Raw genomic sequence first — 19332 nt, forward strand, 5'->3', positions numbered from 1 at the left:
TTACTCCGCTTTACTCACTGTGGACTCTGAGGTTATTTCAACTACAGGGATCTGATTTAATGTCCATTTCCAGTTTTCTGGGGTAGTTTCTAGTGGGATCATTTCAATACAATCTGTAGGGCAGGGTGCAACACACAAGTCACATCCAGTACATTCATCTTTAATTACCGTATGTAGGGCTTTGGTGCCCCCAACAATGGCATCTACAGGACAAGCTTGGATGCATTTAGTACAACCAATACATTGATCTTCATGAATAAAAGCGACTTTCTTGATGCTTTTGTCTTCATCATGGGCAGATTCTTGTACTTCTACGCCCATTAAATCCGCAAGTTTTTCGATTGTCGCTTGACCGCCAGGAGGACATTTATTGATGTCATCACCGTTGGCAATGGCTTCAGCATATGGGCGACAGCCAGGGTAACCACATTGTCCACATTGGGTTTGTGGCAAGATGGTATCGATTTGATCGACAATAGGATCAGCTTCAACTTTAAATCTTACCGATGCGAAACCCAAAATTAGCCCGAAGATTGCAGCTAATATTGCAACGGCAAGAACAGCAATAAATATTGTGGTCATATTACAACTTCACCAAACCAGTAAAGCCCATAAAAGCAAGAGACATTAAGCCAGCAGTGATCATTGCAATAGAGGCTCCTTTAAAAGGCGCGGGCACATCTGCGGCTGCGATTCGTTCACGCATGGCAGCAAATAAGACTAAAACTAATGAGAACCCCGCTGCTGCACCAAAACCATAAATAATAGATTCAATGAAGTTATGATTTTCATTTACATTCAGTAGCGCCACCCCTAATACCGCACAGTTGGTGGTGATTAGTGGCAGGAATATACCTAATAATCGGTACAAGGTTGGGCTAGTTTTATGCACCACCATTTCAGTGAATTGCACAACGACCGCGATAACGAGGATAAAGCTCATGGTCCGTAAGTAGACAATACCTAGTGGAGCCAAAATATAGGTTTCGACTAAGTAAGCACTTACAGAAGCCAGTGTCAGGACAAAAGTGGTGGCTAACCCCATACCAATAGCCGTTTCCAGTTTTTTGGAAACTCCCATGAATGGACATAAGCCTAAGAATTTTACTAGCACAAAGTTGTTGACCAACACAGTGCCTACCAGTAGTAGCAGGTATTCAGTCATACCATCATTATAATGTTTATAAACAGATCTGCTTATTATCTGTTTTTGTTGCCTTCATAACAACCGTTGAGCATTAAGGTTTTTAGGTTGATTGAGGTAAATCAATGAGCAAAGGCCAGTATTTTATGACGAATTGATTATAAATTATGCATCAAGAAATCGAACCAGAGAAGTGAATAGATACAAAGGACTAAGGCTACGGCATCAAAAGGCTAGGGAGTTCAAAATAAGTATAAAAAAAGCCTCGTCGAGTGACGAGGCTTTAGTATGTGGCTCCCTGTGCTGGACTTGAACCAGCGACATACGGATTAACAGTCCGCCGTTCTACCGACTGAACTAACAGGGAACAATGTAATGTACTGATTTTATCAACACATTTAAATTTGGCTCCCCCTGCTGGACTTGAACCAGCGACATACGGATTAACAGTCCGCCGTTCTACCAACTGAACTAAGGGGGAATTGCTTGAAAGCGGGGCAGATATTAACGAGCTATTTTCTTGCAGTCAATAAAAAAAATAACACGATGATTTAAGTGTTGTTTTTTTGCTCTTTTTGTTTTGTTTTTCTGCAAGGTAACGATTCTACAGCAGGAAGGAGGTTTCCTTAATTATTTAGGTTTTAATGATCGCAAGTTAAATCGCTAGGATCTTTTAGGATCAACATAGAAGTCTTTGGGTCTCAGGTTTTAGGTTAGTTATCCACTGAAACTGTGGATAACTGTGTTAATGACCATTAGAAAAGTAGATATTCGCGAAATAAGTAAGGAAAGCTACATTTTATCCACAATAGTAATAAGTTGTATAGGTAGATAAATATCAAAGAGATAGCGTAATTTAGGGGCGATAATTAATTAGATGAAATTTGATTTTTTATGACTCAGTGGTGACATGGTCATATTTAATCCAATATTCAAAAACAGGGGAAAAGCAGTGGATTAACTCTTGACAACTTGGGTTATCAGTAAGAGAGATAGAAAAGAATGATTTGCTAGGGAGGGGAATACTACTCGAATGTATTTCAGAATGCTAGCACTTCTGCTCATTACAAATAAGTTTCCTACACTTCGATTGACTTCGTGATAGAACAGTCATCACAATAGTAGTGTATATACTTACAGTGTTGGTATTTTGGTGAGGTTTGTTCATGGATAAAAAATTTGAGTTAGCATCTGAATTTAAGCCAGCAGGTGATCAGCCTGAAGCTATAAATCAGTTGTTACAGGGATTGGATGCTGGTCTTGCACACCAAACCTTACTCGGTGTTACAGGCTCTGGTAAAACATTCACTATTGCAAACGTGATAGAAAAGGTGAATCGTCCAACGTTTATTATGGCTCCTAACAAAACATTAGCGGCTCAGCTTTATGGCGAGATGAAAGCCTTTTTCCCCAATAATGCGGTGGAGTATTTTGTTTCTTATTACGATTATTATCAGCCAGAAGCGTACGTTCCAACAACAGACACCTTTATTGAAAAAGACGCATCGGTGAATGCCCATATTGAGCAAATGCGCTTGTCTGCGACTAAAGCTTTAATGGAAAGGCGTGATGTGATCATTGTGGCATCAGTATCTGCTATTTATGGTTTAGGTGATCCTGATTCTTACTTGAAAATGATGCTCCACCTAAGGCGTGGGGATATTATTGATCAACGCGATATTTTACGTCGATTAGCCGAATTGCAGTATAGCCGCAACGACATGGCGTTTGAGCGTGGTACGTTCCGTGTTCGCGGAGAAGTGATTGATATTTTCCCAGCTGAATCTGAGCATGATGCCATCCGGATTGAATTATTTGATGACGAAGTAGATTGTATTAGTGTGTTTGATCCACTCACTGGTGTTGTCAGCCAAAAAGACATCCCTCGTTGTACTATCTATCCGAAAACGCACTATGTGACCCCTCGCGAAAAAATACTTGATGCTATTGAGCAAATTAAACAAGAGCTTGCTCAACGTCAAAAGCAATTACTTGAAAATAATAAACTCGTAGAAGAGCAGCGAGTCAGTCAGCGGGTTCAGTTTGATGTTGAAATGATGAATGAGCTGGGCTTTTGTTCAGGAATAGAAAATTATTCTCGTTATTTAAGTGGGCGTGCAGAGGGTGAGCCACCACCAACATTGTTTGACTATTTGCCTCATGATGGTTTGCTGATCATCGATGAATCTCACGTTACGGTTTCTCAAATTGGGGCTATGTACAAAGGCGATCGATCGCGTAAAGAAACATTAGTGGAATATGGTTTTCGTTTACCATCAGCGTTAGATAACAGACCCATGAAGTTTGATGAGTTTGAGTCTTTGGCTCCTCAAACCATTTATGTGTCAGCGACACCAGGCAATTATGAAGTTGAAAAGTCAGGAAGTGATATTGCAGAGCAAGTGGTTCGGCCTACTGGCTTACTGGATCCAGAGTTAGAAGTCCGCCCTGTTGCGACTCAAGTTGATGATCTGTTATCTGAAATTCGTATTCGTGAAAAAATTAATGAACGGGTGCTGGTAACAACATTAACCAAGCGGATGGCGGAAGACTTAACCGAGTACCTTGACGATCATGGTGTGAAAGTTCGTTATCTTCACTCCGACATTGATACTGTAGAACGAGTTGAGATCATTCGTGATCTTCGTTTAGGGGAATTTGATGTTCTTGTTGGTATCAACTTATTGCGTGAGGGCTTAGATATGCCGGAGGTCTCTTTGGTTGCAATTTTAGATGCAGATAAAGAAGGCTTTTTACGCTCAGAGCGCTCATTGATCCAGACCATTGGTCGTGCTGCTCGTAATGTTCAAGGTAAAGCCATTTTATACGCAGATAAAATTACAGGTTCGATGAAGCGTGCAATGGATGAAACGAACCGTCGCCGTGAAAAGCAACAAGCGTTTAATGCTAAAAATAACATTGTGCCTCAGAAGTTGAATAAAAGTGTGGCTGATATTATGGAGTTAGGCGATGTGACCAAACCTCGTTCTCGTAAGTCGGCCCCTAAAATGGAGCTTTCTAAAATTGCGGAGCAAAGCGCGGATTATTCGGTATTTACTCCTCAGCAGCTTGAAAAAGAAATTAATAAACTAGAAACAATGATGTACGAACACGCGCAAAATCTTGAGTTTGAAAAAGCGGCAGAAACACGGGATAAGATTGAAGAACTAAGAGCACAATTTATTGTGAATAGCTAATGAAGCAATCGACAAGATCGTACGTTTTTTGAACTAAAAAAGCTTCAGATAAAAAAATAGCCAACCGCAATGAATTCGGTTGGCTTTATTGTTTATGTGAATTAGGTATTCACTAACAACGTCAGTTGGCTAGGTGACCCTTTGGCTTTTAAAGGGTCATTTATATGTTTGCATGGTGCGTGCCAACTTTTTTTCCCTTTTTTCTGGTTAAAAATTGGATGTTCTCCTATTATTTGAAAAATGCTTTTGCAAAATGCAATGCAAATTGCGTAACCTTTACTAAAATGCAAAATGAAAGAGAATTGGTTTCTGGCAAAATTTATTATTAACCATATTAGTAATATAGCCTAGGCGAGAGAAATAGCATGGATGATACGAGTAATAAAAAATATGTATTGATGGTAGAAGATACGGCATCAGTAGCAGCTTTATACCGTTCTTACCTTAATCCTCTAGGGCTAAATGTTGAAATAGTAGCAACAGGGTCGGAGGCAATAGCCAAGGTAACTGCAAGGCAGCCTGATCTGATTTTGCTTGATCTACGCTTACCAGATATGACTGGAATGGATGTACTTACAGCGGTTCGAGATCTTCACCCTGAAACTCCCGTTGTTTTCATGACGGCTCATGGCTCTATTGATGTTGCTGTTGAAGCAATGCGCTTAGGTGCACAAGATTTTCTGATTAAGCCATGTGAAGCAGATCGCTTACGTGTGACTGTGAATAATGCACTGCGTAAAGCCAGTAAAAAGTTAGCCAATAAAGATTCTAAAGAGCAAGGCAGTAATCAATATCAAGGCTTTATTGGTAGTAGCTTGCCTATGCAGGCTGTTTATAGGGTGATTGATTCTGCGGCGCCGAGTCGTGCTACGGTATTTATTACCGGTGAGAGTGGGACTGGTAAAGAAGTCTGCGCGGAAGCGGTGCACGCAGGTAGCCCAAGGGGTGACAAGCCTTTTATTGCGATTAACTGTGCTGCAATACCGAAAGATTTAATTGAGAGTGAGTTGTTTGGTCACGTAAAAGGGGCGTTTACTGGGGCCGCGACCGAGCGTGAAGGGGCAGCTGAACTTGCCGATGGCGGGACCCTATTTCTTGATGAATTGTGCGAAATGGATTTGGATCTTCAAACTAAATTATTACGCTTTATTCAAACAGGTACATACCAAAAAGTAGGCTCTTCTAAAATGAAAACCGTGGATGTACGTTTTGTGTGTGCAACCAACCGTGACCCTTGGCAAGAGGTTCAAGAAGGGCGTTTTCGGGAAGATTTGTACTATCGCTTACACGTTATTCCGTTAGTTTTACCTCCTCTGCGAGATAGAGGTGACGATGTTATTGAAATTGCCCATGCCATTTTAGGTTACATCTCTCATGAAGAGGGTCGAGACTTTGTTAAGTTCGATCAAGCCGTTATCGAGCGGTTCCTTGAATATACTTGGCCAGGTAATGTGAGGCAGCTGCAAAACATCATACGTAATGTGGTTGTCTTGAATAAAGGAAGTCAGGTAACCATCGATATGTTACCGGCACCTTTGTCTAAAAAAACTGGTGTTGAAATTGCATCTGTAGTGAAAGTTGCATCAGTAGATTCTTCTTTTTCTAGGGCGGTGAATACTGAACAAGAACCAGTTGTTATTGAACGTCATGAACCAAAGGCTATTGAGCCTTTATGGGTCGTAGAAAAAAGAACGATAGAGCAGGCTATTGATGCATGTGATGGGAACATACCAAGGGCGGCGGGTTTGCTTGAGGTAAGTCCTTCAACTATTTACAGAAAACTGCAGTCTTGGCAGTCCGTAGCAGATTCGCAGTAGGAGAAATTACATGGCAAGTTGTGTCAATGAAGCGACGATTAAACAATTAGCATCAGAAGTCGGGGAAGAAACCATTGCATTACTGCTCAATGTATTTTGTGATGAGTTAGAACAATACAGCCAAAAGCTGATTTCCGAGCCAACGATTGGCGATGTAAGAGAAATTAGTCACTCAATTAAGAGTAGTGCAGGAAGCTTTGGCGCAGATCCGTTGGCAGCAATGGCGTTAGAGTGCGAAGAGCGCGCGAAGCAGGAGCAGAGCGAGTGGGTTGAGCACCACTTAGATGAATTTATTCAAGTAGTGCAAACCACAGGTACTGAGTTTCGTAAACTAGCAACTCAAAAGCAGCTGCTCGATAGCATTCTTTAGTTTATTGCGATCATGTCGCCAGTCATGATTTGCAGAGGCTAAATCCATTGTGATGCATTCGTACTCAGGGCCCAGCTCTGGGTACGATTTGTCAGTGAGTAAAGCATCCACTTTTCGTCCTCCACAGGCTCTTTCACACCATTCAAGCATCAGTGGTAACTGCATATCACCCGCTGGACCATGTTCTTTCGATAGATTTTCAACAAAAACTACTCGTGCCTTACTGGTGCCAATGGCTTTACCCAACTCAGGCAATAATAATGGTGGCATGATACTAGTTAAAAAGCTGCCAGGGCCAAGTAAAATTAAATCAGCATCTTTGATTGCTTCAATGGCTTCTGATGTGGCAGGAACGGTTGGTTCTAGGTAAAGGCGCTGTGGTATATCGGCCATGTCATCTACGTTAGTTTCACCATTAATATGTTGACCGTCACTTGTGATGGCCGCTAAATCCGATGTGTGTTCTGACATAGGAATTATTTGGGTTTCTACTTTCAGCATATCTCGAATGAGATTAATAGCTTCTAATGGACGAACGCTTAGGTTATCTAAGGCGGTGAGCATTAAATTTCCTAGATTATGGCCATTTAGCTCTCCGACGCCTTTAAAGCGATACTCAAACATCATCGAGCTGATGGAAGGCTCGGTAATAAGCTGATTAATGCAATTACGGGTGTCTCCCCAAGCGATTCCACCTTGGCACTGCCTAATTCGTCCTGTAGAACCGCCATTATCTGTTGTTGCGACAATCCCTGTAGCGTTTTTACCTAAGTGGCGTAAAGCGGCGAGCATGCGTCCTAGGCCATGCCCACCACCGATGGCGACGACTTTTTTATTATGCGTTGCATTTTTGTATTGTGTGTTGTGCATGCGATTTTCAACTGAACATTGTTTCCTTCAGTTTATACAAGAAGAAAGAACCGACAAACATTTTCATTAAAAATTAAATTTATCTCACATTTATTTGTCGGTTTTTTATCGCATTTAATGTGGTGTGAGCATTAGGCTCATTAAGTAATCACAAGTAGCAGAGCAGGATGCTGTATTAATTAAGGCTTGTTTTTCTTTGGTTGGCACTGGCAGTAATTCTAACCATCGTAAGCATAACCAACTTAAGTTATCGAATTCTTTATGGTGATGCATATTGTTTAGGTCGGGAAACTTATCAAACAGCTGTTGAAGTTTGTCGGCTAGAGGCTGCTGGTTTTCGCTTAGTTGGGCATTTGGCCATTGGGGAAGGGCTTCGCATTCCCCGAAGAAAACACCATCGCTATTCTTTTCAAACGAAGAAATTTCAAAACACTCATGGCCGTATACTGTAATGCCTAATGAACCATCATCGTTTGTGTAAAAGTCTTCTACAGTGACTCTAGTACCAATGACATAAAAGCGATTGTCATTTTCACGCTCTTCGTACATGCATACGCCAAAGCCATCAGGTGATTTTAATGCTTCTTTTAGAGAGGTCATCTGAAGCCCAGGGGCGATACGAATTGGAATTCGGCCAGAAGGTAAGACGTGCTGCTTATTAAATAGTAAAGGTAGTCTTATTGTCATAATGGCACTCACTCTTACATTGAATTGATAGTCAACCTATTGCAAGGTGAGTGCCTATTTTTTTCTGAAAATAAGTGGCTGTTTTAAGTCAATTATGTGCATAGTGCAAATATGCAGTTGCAAATTGCATTTCATTATTCGCAATTTAAAACAGTTTATTTCAAAAGAGGAAGAATTCCGTCACAAGGCAAAAGCGATAAATGCCCATTGTGATCAAAATACCAACCTTTAATGAACCCTTTATTTGCCATATCTTGGAACCCTTCTATTACTTGCTGGGCTTCAATATGGGCTTTCTCACTGCTAATACCATGCTCATGCTGTAAAAACAGAGCAATATCATCAACATTTGGGAATTCTGTAATATCAGACATGATTACCTCCAACCTTTGTATATGACTAAGGGAGTATGGTTAGTATTGTTCATTTTGGAGAGGATGGTAAAAAATGAAGAAATTTGGGGTGAGATCATAGAAAAGAGTGGTGGTATTGAGTATTTTAATAGATACAGCACCATTTTTATGGTTGCCATAACTCCGAGCTCTAACTGCTAAGTTGTTTACTTAACTATGAACCACTCAATATGTAGATAGAGCCAGTGACAATTCGGTCACAAGGGTTTGTTTGGAAATGAACAGGCCTCCCGTGTTTGGAAAGGTGTTCCGTGGCGCAACAATTTGAAGATAGTTATAGCCGAAAGTTCTATTACTTGCGGCTGTCCATTACAGATGTCTGTAATTTTAAATGTACTTACTGTTTACCAGATGGTTATAAACCGGACAATAAACATAAGTCTGCATTCCTTGATATTCATGAAATCAAACGAGTCGTGAGTGCGTTTGCCTCTTGTGGTACCTCAAAAGTTAGGATTACTGGCGGCGAACCAAGTTTACGCCGTGATTTTGTCGACATTATCAACACTGTTGCCTCCCAGTCTGGTATTAATAAGGTAGCTACTACGACTAATGGCTATCGTATGGAAAAACAGGTTGGGGCTTGGCGAGAAGCTGGTCTAACCAATATTAATGTTAGTGTTGATAGCTTAAACCCAAATATGTTTTACCAAATTACAGGTGAGAATAAGTTTCACGAAGTGATGGCTGGCATTGATAAGGCGTTTGAGGTGGGGTTTGAGCAAGTCAAAATTAATACGGTATTGCTTAAGGATCTTAACTCTCAAGAGCTTCCTCTTTTTCTTAACTGGATTAAAACCCGTCCGATACAACTGCGTTTTATTGAGTTAATGCAGACAGGTGAAATGGATAGCCTGTTTCAGAAGCACCATCAGTCAGGTGTCAGTATTCGAAATCACTTGATTGCTAACGGTTGGTTATTAAAAGCAAGAAGCAGTAACGATGGTCCAGCACAAGTCTTCATTCACCCAGACTATCTAGGTGAGATTGGACTCATCATGCCTTACGAAAAAGATTTTTGCCAAAGCTGTAACCGTTTACGTGTCTCTGCTAAAGGTAAGCTGCACATGTGTTTGTTTGGGGATCACGGTGTTGAGCTTCGTGATTTATTGGAGCATGACTCGCAGCAAGAAGTGTTAATAGAGCGTATCCAAGGGCAATTACAAAATAAAGCGGTGGGGCATTTCCTTCATGATGGAAATGCTGGTATGACACCACATTTAGCGTCAATTGGCGGTTAGTCCGTTCAAATAACATTTTAACCATAACCAAGATTATGGTCAGACAATAATTTAAAGGAAAGTAATATGGGTCATGCTGTCAATGAATTTGAGGCTGCACGCATTGCTGTGCTTACGGTTTCTGATACTCGCACTGAGGAAAATGATACATCAGGTCGTTATCTCGCTGAACAGCTTCAAGATACGGGACATATTCTAGCTGATAAGAAAATTGTTATTGACGATGTTTATCAGCTACGCGCTGTTGTTTCACAGTGGATTGCAGATGAATCCGTACAAGCCATTATGATTACTGGTGGTACTGGTTTTACCTCTCGTGATAGTACCCCTGAAGCGTTAACCCCACTGTTTGATAAGCAAGTTGAAGGGTTTGGTGAGTTGTTTCGTGCGGTTTCCTATGAAGAAATTGGCACATCTACTATTCAGTCTCGTGCGATTGCGGGCTTTGCAAATAATACAGTCATTTTTGCCATGCCAGGCTCAACCGGCGCTTGTCGTACAGCATGGACTAAAATCATTAAAGAACAGTTAGATGCAAGCCATCGCCCGTGTAACTTTATGCCTCACTTACGTAAATAGATTTTATTATGACAAATTTCACTCATATTAATGCTTCAGGTGAAGCAAACATGGTCGATGTGTCTGCTAAGGCAGAGACGGTTCGTGAAGCGCGTGCAGAAGCTTTTATTCATATGGCCCCAGAAACTTTAAAATTGATTGTTTCAGGCCAGCACCATAAAGGTGATGTGTTTGCTACTGCACGTATTGCAGGTATTCAAGCGGCTAAAAAGACGTGGGATTTGATCCCATTGTGCCATCCTTTATTGTTATCTAAAGTTGAGGTTCAGCTTGAAGCGATTGAAGCTGAAAATATGGTACGCATTGAATCATGTTGTAAGTTGGCAGGAAAAACGGGTGTTGAGATGGAAGCGTTGACTGCGGCATCGGTTGCTGCTTTAACTATTTATGACATGTGTAAAGCAGTACAAAAAGACATGGTGATCGGTCAGGTTCGTTTATTAGAAAAAACGGGCGGTAAATCAGGACATTTTAAGGCGGACGCATGATTAAAGTTTTGTTCTTTGCTCAGACCCGTGAGCTTGTTGGCGTTGATAGCCTAGAACTTTCAGCTAATTATTCAAGTGTTGAAACATTACGAGCTGAATTGGCTGATAAAGGTGATAAATGGCAGTTGGCATTAGAGCCAGGTAAATTGCTGGTGGCAGTTAATCAAACGATCAGCTCGCTAGAGTCACCGATTGAAGATGGTGATGAAGTGGCATTTTTCCCTCCAGTTACAGGTGGGTGATATGATTTCGGTTCAAACTCAAGACTTTTCATTGGCGGATGAATATCAGCATTTGTCTGAAGGTACTAGTGCAGGTGCCGTTGTTACTTTTATCGGAAAAGTACGCGACTTTAATCAAGGTGATGAAGTTCAGGGGTTAGCCCTGGAGCATTACCCGGGAATGACGGAAAAAGCGCTAGCTGACATTGTAAAACAAGCAAAACAGCGTTGGTCTTTATTGCAAGTGCGTGTGATTCATCGGGTAGGAGATCTTGACCTTGGTGATCAAATTGTTTTTGTGGGGGTTTCTAGCGCTCACCGTGGTGATGCTTTTGAGGCGTGTGAGTTCATTATGGACTACTTAAAAACAAAAGCGCCATTTTGGAAAAAAGAACGCGTGCAAAATAACACCAGATGGGTAGAATCTCGTGATTCAGATAGTCTGGCCGCAGAGCGTTGGCAAAATAATGACTAACTCAAAGGATTGAGCACTTAAAGTAGATAAACTAGAGAGTTTATTTATAACAGTGAAATGAAAGGGTAGCGATGGCTGCCCTTTTTTGTACCTGAAGGATTTTTAATGGTTTCTTTTTATGCATTATAGTGACTAAGATGTAGGCAATAACTTTGCTTTGTTATATAAATAAGCATAAAATTTGAATGAGTATTTATTGGTGTTGAAGGGGGATTTTATGATCAGGAGCGATCGTTTACTTTATGACATTGCCCCCGAAGGCTTCGGTGAGCGAAATTGTGAAGCATGGGGAGAATGGCGAGAAAGAGCCCATGATGCCTTACCGCAATTTCCCGATGAGGTTTTAGAGCAATGGGTATATCGGCATTGGAAAGCGGTGTTATGTAACTGGGGGTGGTTGGATTTTCAAGCGATGCAGTTTGAAAAGCAGTGGTGGTCGACGGAAGATGTGTTGGCTAAAATTCACAGCCCACATCAAGATGTGATTAGTAAACTGACCCGTAGAATGAGTAACCCTATTTTCCAGCGCAGCTGGCTTGTACAAAAAATGCAGGCTCAAGGCACTTGGCCCATTGCACCTATTGTGCTTGAGTGTTCAGAAGATTTGTTTGCAACGAATGGACGACATCTTGTAGCCCCTTATAACCTGCTGGAAGGTCATCACCGAATGGGTTACTTGAAAGGTCTTGTCGACAGTGGTCAGCATTGTGAGAAACAGCACCCTGTTTGGGTTGCGCAATTACCATTGCACTAAAAAATCATCAAGGTTCAGTATATAGAATACCGCATTTAAGCAAAAGGGCATCGCTATGATGCCCTTTATGTTATATCAATAGGTATTATTTACAGCTAGAAACACCTACTTCTTTCCATACTCCCCAAGGACCAGACTCTGCTGGGTTATCACCTTGAGTCCACCATTTCGCTTCCCAGACTTTACCAGCCCAAGAAACTTGTTCACCACCGTTATAGGCAACTGATGTATCCCATAAGTTGTCACATACTGGTGTAGTTCCACCAGATTTTTTAACGGTAACTGTTGCAGATGCACTTGAAGCTGCTTTTCCGTCACTCACAGAAACTGCAAATACTAGGTTAGTATCAGCTGTGTATTCCGCAGCAGTAAATGTTACTTTTGAACCTTGAACTGTAGCATTAACGCCCGCAGGAACAGTCCAATCATAAGTAAGTGTGTCACCATCTTTATCTGTCGATGAAGAGGCATCAACTACAACTACATCACCTGCGTTTGCTGTTGCTGGAGCAACTAGGTTAGCTACTGGCGCATTGTTTGGCTCAGTACCAGCAGCTTTAGCTGTTACTTGAACAACGTCAGAGCTTTTCGCACCTTTGTTATCAGTGACTGTTACGGAGAACTGGTAAACAGTTGTCGTGGCAACTTCACCTAAGTTAACAGTAGCTTGCACTGCATTTGCATTGCTGATGGTTACCGCAGGGCCTGAAACTTGTGTCCAAGCATAGCTAGCAATTGTGCCATCATGATCTTTTGATGCAGATGCATCTAGAGTGACAACTGCAGGAGCTGTTACGACTTGATCAACGCCCGCTTTTGCTACTGGATCCATATTTTGAGGAGGCGTTGTTGTTGCTAAGCTGTCTTGCATTGCATTTAGGATATCGCCGTTATCTGAGTCAATTTCCCAAGAGAATAAGCCAGCTAAGCCCATTTGACGAACATAAGCGCCTTTAGCAAGTACAGAGCGACGATCATCATAAGTGACTAGATCACCCGTTGCTGGATCGTAAACGTACGGTGCTTCTGCAACTTCATCGTAACCTTTTTCAACAGCGCTGTTGTTGATGTATTTGGTGACGACATCTTTATAGTCGATAACTCCTGGTTCCCAAGAACCTGCAACTTTTCCGTTACCTACACCTGTCATTGGGTTAGTTGGATCTGTCATGCTTTCACGTGTTACGCCTGTCCAGCCACGACCGTACATTGCAGCGCCAACAACAAGTTTCTTAGGATCAACACCTTGAGCAAGAAGAAGATCGATAGCGTTACTGGTTGTATAAGCAGGGCCTTTACGCGGCTCACCTTTGTCATCTACGCCAGTACCATCACATGCGCCTTGAGACAGGTGAGAGCCACAATGTAGTGCCGTTTGATGACCTACTTCATTACTCCAGCCACCATAGAAGTCGTATGTCATGGCAAAGATGTAATCCATGTACTGAGACGCAGCTGCGTAATCAACATCTTGGATCTTATCGTAGCCTGCACCGATTGCAGAAGTCAGCTCGTACTGACGGCCTGTTTCTGCTTCTAGCTCATCTAACATTGCACGCAATTCTTGCATTAGAGCAACATAAGCAGGGCCGTCTTTAACTGGATCCCCTTTTGTTGGGTGAGCACCATCACCACCAGGGAATTCCCAGTCGATGTCTACACCATCAAAGAACTTCCATGTTTGTAAGAATTTCTTAGTTGAAGCAACAAAGATGTCACGTTTTGACTTATCAACAAAGTCATAGAATGGGTCTGATAATGTCCAACCACCGATAGAAGGAACAATTTTTAGATCAGGGTAGCGTTGTTTTAGTGCCATCATCTGACCGTATGTACCTTTATATGGGGTACTGTGAGCGTGGCCAGATTGTGGATGTGGCATTTGAACAGCTGCCCATGGGTCATGGATGACTACTTCATAATCAGGTGTGCCAGCACAAGCTCGCTTAAGTGCAGCAAGGCTATTGCCGTTTTCTATTTCACCTAATGAATCATTTGGTCCACAAATAGGAACAAAACCATAAAGAATGTGAGTTAAGTTTTGTGCAGGCACTTTATCTACTGGGAACTTACGACCGTAAACACCCCATTCAACAAAGTAACTACCTACCACAGTATTTGGCGGTGTAACGTAGGTATTGTTGTTTGGATCTACGTTCATAGGCAGTGGATCTAAGTGGCTGCCATCCGTGTCAGCGACAACAATGTTTTTAGGAGCACTTTCAGTACATTGCTCAGCAGCACCAGTTCCATTACATAGTTGAACTGTTAAAGCGTATTGGCCACCTTTCGCTACATTTACAATTGCAGATGCTTTTTGTGATGCAGAAGGTGCAATAGCTTGTTCAAATGCTACTTGACCATTGAGCAATACTTTCCACTTTTCACCTGGTTCACCAGACCAACGATCCCATGCAACAGGAACTTCTGCCGCTGGTTTTACTGTTACTAGATCTTTGTAAGCAGAAGCCGCTTGGTTAACCTCAACGATTGCGAAGTCAGTGTCCATCCATTGAATTTGTGGAGCTCCAGGAGCGGCTGCGAAAGCTGGACTAGCAAGAGCAAGTGCGACAGCTGTAGCACAGAGGTTTAAAGATGTGCCTTTCATATTTCTCTCATTCCTTGATAAATGCATTTACACAAATAGTGGTAAATGAATTGGCTTGTAATGGCATCTACATGTAGAGCCGAGAGTGAACTTCATTTGTAGTGAAAAATTGCAGTAAGTTGTAGGGTTGCAATTTATTTATTTCAAATAAAATGAGGTACAAGCTCAGTGTTTGCTGTAATTCATAATTGTGCAAAATGGAATTTCATGCTTTTGAATCCAGCTAAAAGGAAATTGAAATAGGGGGTTAATTCGTTACAAAAAAAATCACTATGGATCGAAATTAATTAATTAAGGTTAGTTTTATAAAATCACAATTACTGAATGAAGCTCATCTTTTCTTTGTGTTTTTTAAGCGTTAAAAGTGAGGAATCGATGGTGTATTTTTGGCTATTTTTGACCGTTTTTAATGCAAAATATCGAAGTTCATTTTTTTGTTATGGTAAGAATCAAAAATTGATACCTATTAAATTTGATCGAGAAAAATCACATAATTGTAAATTAAAGCTTGCCTGAATAAATCTGGTTTGAGTGATAAATATAGACTAAATGTTATGTTAGTTATTTAAATTCAGAACAAGATGCTCCTTTTTGTATTTTAATTGGTCGATTTGGCGATTATTGCTACTTACTGAGTGCTAATTAAGCAAATAAACCATTTCAAAAGGTATTAGCGATATTTTGTATCGGTTTGGTGGGGTTTATTAAAAATTATTGCGTATTTTGTGACTATTTTGTGGCAAATTACTTCAATGCCTGATAGTGTTCTGGTCAATCTTTCATTGATGTTATGCAGTTCCGGATTGAATGTGTATAACAAGTGGCATACCGTTCCTGCCCGTGGAAGACGTCATGGATGCAAATAAATGTATTGGAGTTAATGCATGTATAAGAATAAAATCACCCAAGCGCTACTACTTGGCGCTGGTCTTACTGTAGCCGCAACATCATTTACTGCTGCTGCTGCTGATGTTCCTGCTGGTGTTAAACTTGCGGATAAACAAGAATTAGTTCGTGGTAACGGTACTGAAGTTGCTTCTCTTGATCCGCATAAAACAGAAGGCACCCCAGAATCTCACGTAATTCGAGATCTCCTAGAAGGCCTAGTGAACCAAGACGCCGACGGCAACACCATCCCTGGTGTGGCTGAAAGCTGGGAAACAGCAGACAACAAAACTTTTACCTTCCACCTTCGTAAAGATGCTAAATGGTCTAACGGCGATCCTGTAACGGCTGAAGACTTCGTATACAGCTTCAAGCGTGCTGTTGATCCTGCAACTGCCTCTCCATACTCTTGGTATCTTGAAATGACCACTATGGTTAATGCTGCAGATATCATTGCAGGTAAGAAAGACAAAGAAACGTTAGGTGTTAAAGCGTTAGATGATCACACTCTAGTGATCGAACTTGAAGGTGCAGTTCCATATTTCGTAATGATGATGGGCCACACAACAGTTAAACCAGTTCATAAAGGTACTGTTGAGAAGTTTGGCGACCAGTGGACGAAACCAGAAAACTTCGTAGGTAATGGTGCATTCCTTATCGACTCTTGGGTAGTGAACGAGCGTATTGTTCTGAAGCGTAATGAAAAATATTGGGATAACGAAGCTACCGTCCTAAACAAAGTTACGTACCTACCAATTGAAAACCAAGTTGCGGAAATGAACCGTTTCCTTTCTGGTGAAATTGACTTTACAAATGAATTACCAAATGAGCACTTTAAGCGCCTGAAGAAGCAACATGCTGAATCTGTTTCTATTCAAGGTAACTTGTGTTCTTATTACTATGGTTTCAATAACAAGAAACCACCATTTGATGATCCACGAGTACGTCAAGCACTGTCTTATACAATCGATCGTGACATCATTACTAAAGCACTACTTGGTCAAGGCCAGAAGCCAGCTTATTTCTTAACACCTGAGATCACAGCTGCGTTTAACCCTGAGCTACCAGCTTACGGTAAGTTATCTCAAAAAGAGCGTAATGCAGAAGCAAAACGTCTTCTTGAAGAGGCAGGCTACAATTCTTCAAACCCTCTAGAATTCACACTTCTTTACAACACAAGTGAAAACCACAAGAAAATTGCTGTAGCGATCGGTTCTATGTGGAAGAAGTCTCTAGGTGTTAAAGTTGCGCTAGAAAATCAAGAGTGGAAAACATACCTAGATACTCGTCGCCAAGGTAACTTTGATGTAACTCGTGCTGGTTGGTGTGGTGATTACAATGAAGCATCTAGCTTCTTATCATTAATGCAAAGTAATAATAGTTCAAATGATCCTAAGTACCATAGCTCAGAGTACGATAAGGTAATGAATCAAGCGCTTAAATCTACAAGTGAAGAAGAGCGTCAAGCATTATATATCAAAGCAGAGCAACTGCTAGCGAAAGATATGCCTATTGCACCTATCTATCAGTATGTTAAGGCTCGCCTAGTGAACCCTCATGTTGGTGGCTTCCCAGTCAACAACGCTGAAGATAAAATCTTCTCAAAAGATCTTTATATCAAAGCTGAGTAAATAATCAGCAAGAAATAAATATAAATACCAAAGCGCTACATGCAGAACTCCTGCATGTAGTGTTTACTTACATTTAAATTGTCACAGATTGGAAGAGTGAGTTTATGTTTAAATTCATCGCAAAACGGATATTTGAAGCAATTCCAACCATGTTGGTGCTGATTACAATATCATTCTTCCTGATGCGTTTCGCACCAGGTAACCCGTTCTCAAGTGAGCGTCCATTACCGCCAGAAGTCATGGCGAACATCAATGCGAAATATGGGCTTGATAAACCTGTATTTGAGCAATACACCACTTATTTAACCAACATCATTCAGGGTGATTTTGGTCCTTCATTCAAATATAAGGATTTCACCGTAAATGAGCTTGTTGCAGACGCATTGCCTGTTTCTGCAAAAATCGGTTTCCTTGCTTTTATTTTCACTGTGGTATTAGGGGTCTTTATCGGCACCATTGCGGCACTGCGGCAAAATACCTGGTTTGATTACATTATCATGTCTACCGCCATGCTCGGGGTGGTCATGCCGTCATTTGTTTTGGCTCCAGCTCTTATCTACGTTTTCTCTATCAACCTTGGTTGGTTGCCAGCAGGTGGTTGGAATGACGGTTCACTGCAATACATGCTACTGCCTATTTTAGGTATGTCTCTTCTTTACGTTGCCACTTTTGCACGTATTACTCGTGGTAGCATGATTGAAACACTAAACAGTAACTTCATTCGTACGGCACGTGCGAAAGGTTTAAGCTACAAATACATTGTTGTAAAACATGCTCTTAAGCCAGCAATGTTGCCTGTTGTTTCTTATATGGGCCCTGCATTCGTAGGTATCATTACAGGTTCTGTTGTTATCGAAACTATTTTTGGCCTGCCAGGCATTGGTAAGCTATTTGTTAACGCAGCTTTTAACCGTGACTACTCGCTAGTAATGGGTGTGACCATTTTAATTGGTTTCTTATTCATTCTATTCAACGCAATTGTTGATATTTTACTGGCTTATATCGACCCGAAAATTCGCTACTAGGGAAGAGGAACGGATTCTATGTTAACGAAAAAAGAAAATTTAGAAGCGATTGAGAAGTTCTCTGAAAACTTAGAGATCGAAGGTCGCAGTCTTTGGCAGGATGCTCGTGTACGTTTTATGCGTAATAAAGCGGCGATGGTGAGCTTATTCCTACTGTTTTTAATCACATTGGCCGTTATTTTTGTGCCGATGTTCAGTCAATACGCTTATGACGATACGGATTGGTATGCCTTGCATGCCGCGCCATCAGCAGAACACTTATTTGGTACTGATAGTTTAGGCCGTGACCTGTTTGTTCGTACTCTTATCGGTGGTCGTATATCACTGATGGTTGGTGTTATGGGTGCACTAGTAGCGGTTCTTATTGGTACTCTTTATGGTGCGGCATCAGGCTTTATCGGTGGTAAAACTGATCGTGCAATGATGCGTGTTCTTGAGATCCTTTACGCGATCCCGTTCATGTTCCTAGTGATCGTACTAGTAACATTCTTCGGCCGTAATATCATTCTGATCTTTGTTGCGATTGGTGCTATTGCATGGCTTGATATGGCTCGTATTGTTCGTGGTCAGACACTAAGCTTACGTAGTAAGGAATTCATTGAAGCTGCCCATGTATGTGGTGTGAGCAAATGGAAAATCATTACACGTCATATTGTACCGAACGTATTAGGTATTGTAGCGGTTTACTCAACACTACTTGTACCAAGCATGATTCTTACAGAGTCTTTCCTTAGCTTCTTGGGCTTAGGTGTACAGGAACCAATGACAAGTTGGGGTGCGCTACTTCAAGAAGGTTCACAAACAATGGAAGTGGCAATTTGGCAACTTGGTTTCCCTGCTGCATTTATGGTCGTGACATTATTCTGCTTTAACTATGTTGGTGATGGTTTGCGTGATGCGCTAGATCCAAAAGACAGATAAGAATAA

Annotated in this window: 18 protein-coding genes, 2 tRNA genes and 1 riboswitch; of the genes, 12 read left to right on the plus strand and 8 right to left on the minus strand. The window is 41.3% G+C overall.

Annotated features, from left to right (window positions below; genetic code table 11):
* The 4 genes from rsxB to MHO82_RS03475 all read right to left on the minus strand — a co-directional run bounded on the left by rsxB (position 1) and on the right by MHO82_RS03475 (position 1625).
* Positions 1-582: an electron transport complex subunit RsxB gene (rsxB, locus tag MHO82_RS03460; protein ID WP_239182456.1), complete on the minus strand. Its 582-nt coding sequence runs from the start codon at positions 580-582 to the stop codon at positions 1-3.
* A 1-nt stretch (position 583) separates the two neighbouring features.
* Positions 584-1165 (minus strand): electron transport complex subunit RsxA, encoded by a 582-nt coding sequence (rsxA, locus tag MHO82_RS03465; protein ID WP_239182457.1) that lies wholly within the window; start codon positions 1163-1165, stop codon positions 584-586.
* Between the two features lie 270 nt (positions 1166-1435).
* Positions 1436-1511 (minus strand) — tRNA-Asn (locus MHO82_RS03470).
* Between the two features lie 38 nt (positions 1512-1549).
* Positions 1550-1625: transfer RNA gene (locus tag MHO82_RS03475), tRNA-Asn, on the minus strand.
* Positions 1626-2310: 685 nt separating this feature from the next.
* On the opposite strand from MHO82_RS03475, the gene uvrB reads away from it, so the two are divergent.
* From uvrB to MHO82_RS03490, 3 genes are all read left to right on the plus strand, one after another.
* Positions 2311-4341, plus strand: a complete 2031-nt coding sequence (uvrB, locus tag MHO82_RS03480; RefSeq protein ID WP_239182458.1) for an excinuclease ABC subunit UvrB — start codon at positions 2311-2313, stop codon at positions 4339-4341.
* A gap of 365 nt (positions 4342-4706) precedes the next feature.
* Entirely contained in the window at positions 4707-6158 is a 1452-nt protein-coding gene (gene luxO, locus MHO82_RS03485) for a quorum-sensing sigma-54 dependent transcriptional regulator LuxO (protein WP_239182459.1), read from the plus strand.
* 10 nt (positions 6159-6168) lie between these two features.
* Complete coding sequence (locus tag MHO82_RS03490; protein WP_239182460.1) at positions 6169-6528, plus strand: Hpt domain-containing protein; 360 nt, start codon at positions 6169-6171, stop codon at positions 6526-6528.
* Here the strand turns inward: MHO82_RS03490 and MHO82_RS03495 are convergent.
* The 3 genes from MHO82_RS03495 to MHO82_RS03505 all read right to left on the minus strand — a co-directional run bounded on the left by MHO82_RS03495 (position 6490) and on the right by MHO82_RS03505 (position 8459).
* Positions 6490-7398 carry a YvcK family protein gene (locus MHO82_RS03495; RefSeq protein WP_239182461.1) on the minus strand — a complete coding sequence of 303 codons (909 nt, stop codon included), beginning with the start codon at positions 7396-7398 and terminating at the stop codon, positions 6490-6492. The genes MHO82_RS03490 and MHO82_RS03495 overlap by 39 nt on opposite strands.
* 114 nt (positions 7399-7512) lie before the next feature.
* Positions 7513-8085, minus strand: a complete 573-nt coding sequence (locus MHO82_RS03500; protein ID WP_239182462.1) for an LON peptidase substrate-binding domain-containing protein — start codon at positions 8083-8085, stop codon at positions 7513-7515.
* Between the two features lie 155 nt (positions 8086-8240).
* Positions 8241-8459: a hypothetical protein gene (locus MHO82_RS03505; RefSeq protein ID WP_239182463.1), complete on the minus strand. Its 219-nt coding sequence runs from the start codon at positions 8457-8459 to the stop codon at positions 8241-8243.
* Between the two features lie 148 nt (positions 8460-8607).
* Positions 8608-8761: riboswitch (molybdenum cofactor riboswitch) on the plus strand.
* Here MHO82_RS03505 and moaA point away from each other — a divergent pair.
* The 6 genes from moaA to MHO82_RS03535 all read left to right on the plus strand — a co-directional run bounded on the left by moaA (position 8750) and on the right by MHO82_RS03535 (position 12256).
* Positions 8750-9739 (plus strand): GTP 3',8-cyclase MoaA, encoded by a 990-nt coding sequence (moaA, locus tag MHO82_RS03510; RefSeq protein ID WP_239182464.1) that lies wholly within the window; start codon positions 8750-8752, stop codon positions 9737-9739. It overlaps the preceding riboswitch by 12 nt.
* A 66-nt stretch (positions 9740-9805) precedes the next feature.
* A complete protein-coding gene (gene moaB / locus MHO82_RS03515; RefSeq protein WP_239182465.1) occupies positions 9806-10318 on the plus strand; it encodes a molybdenum cofactor biosynthesis protein B in 513 nt (170 codons plus the stop codon).
* Positions 10319-10326: 8 nt separating this feature from the next.
* Positions 10327-10806 (plus strand): cyclic pyranopterin monophosphate synthase MoaC, encoded by a 480-nt coding sequence (gene moaC / locus MHO82_RS03520; RefSeq protein WP_239182466.1) that lies wholly within the window; start codon positions 10327-10329, stop codon positions 10804-10806.
* Positions 10803-11048 carry a molybdopterin synthase sulfur carrier subunit gene (gene moaD, locus MHO82_RS03525; protein ID WP_239182467.1) on the plus strand — a complete coding sequence of 82 codons (246 nt, stop codon included), beginning with the start codon at positions 10803-10805 and terminating at the stop codon, positions 11046-11048. Before moaC ends, moaD begins: the two co-directional genes overlap by 4 nt.
* Positions 11041-11502: a molybdopterin synthase catalytic subunit MoaE gene (gene moaE, locus MHO82_RS03530; protein ID WP_239182696.1), complete on the plus strand. Its 462-nt coding sequence runs from the start codon at positions 11041-11043 to the stop codon at positions 11500-11502. Before moaD ends, moaE begins: the two co-directional genes overlap by 8 nt.
* Before the next feature lie 217 nt (positions 11503-11719).
* Positions 11720-12256: a hypothetical protein gene (locus MHO82_RS03535; RefSeq protein ID WP_239182468.1), complete on the plus strand. Its 537-nt coding sequence runs from the start codon at positions 11720-11722 to the stop codon at positions 12254-12256.
* A gap of 85 nt (positions 12257-12341) precedes the next feature.
* Here MHO82_RS03535 and MHO82_RS03540 read toward each other — a convergent pair whose 3' ends face one another.
* Positions 12342-14864, minus strand: a complete 2523-nt coding sequence (locus MHO82_RS03540) for a glycosyl hydrolase family 18 protein (protein ID WP_239182469.1) — start codon at positions 14862-14864, stop codon at positions 12342-12344.
* Positions 14865-15748: 884 nt separating this feature from the next.
* Between MHO82_RS03540 and MHO82_RS03545 the strand changes: the two genes are divergently transcribed.
* The 3 genes from MHO82_RS03545 to oppC all read left to right on the plus strand — a co-directional run bounded on the left by MHO82_RS03545 (position 15749) and on the right by oppC (position 19326).
* Positions 15749-17380 (plus strand): ABC transporter substrate-binding protein, encoded by a 1632-nt coding sequence (locus MHO82_RS03545; RefSeq protein ID WP_239182470.1) that lies wholly within the window; start codon positions 15749-15751, stop codon positions 17378-17380.
* A 104-nt stretch (positions 17381-17484) separates the two neighbouring features.
* On the plus strand, positions 17485-18405 hold the full coding sequence (gene oppB / locus MHO82_RS03550) for an oligopeptide ABC transporter permease OppB (protein WP_239182471.1): 921 nt from the start codon (positions 17485-17487) through the stop codon (positions 18403-18405).
* A gap of 18 nt (positions 18406-18423) precedes the next feature.
* A complete protein-coding gene (oppC, locus tag MHO82_RS03555; protein WP_239182472.1) occupies positions 18424-19326 on the plus strand; it encodes an oligopeptide ABC transporter permease OppC in 903 nt (300 codons plus the stop codon).
* Positions 19327-19332: the final 6 nt, after the last annotated feature.

It is taken from the genome of Vibrio sp. Of7-15 (genome assembly GCF_022347565.1).
Taxonomy (GTDB): domain Bacteria; phylum Pseudomonadota; class Gammaproteobacteria; order Enterobacterales; family Vibrionaceae; genus NORP241.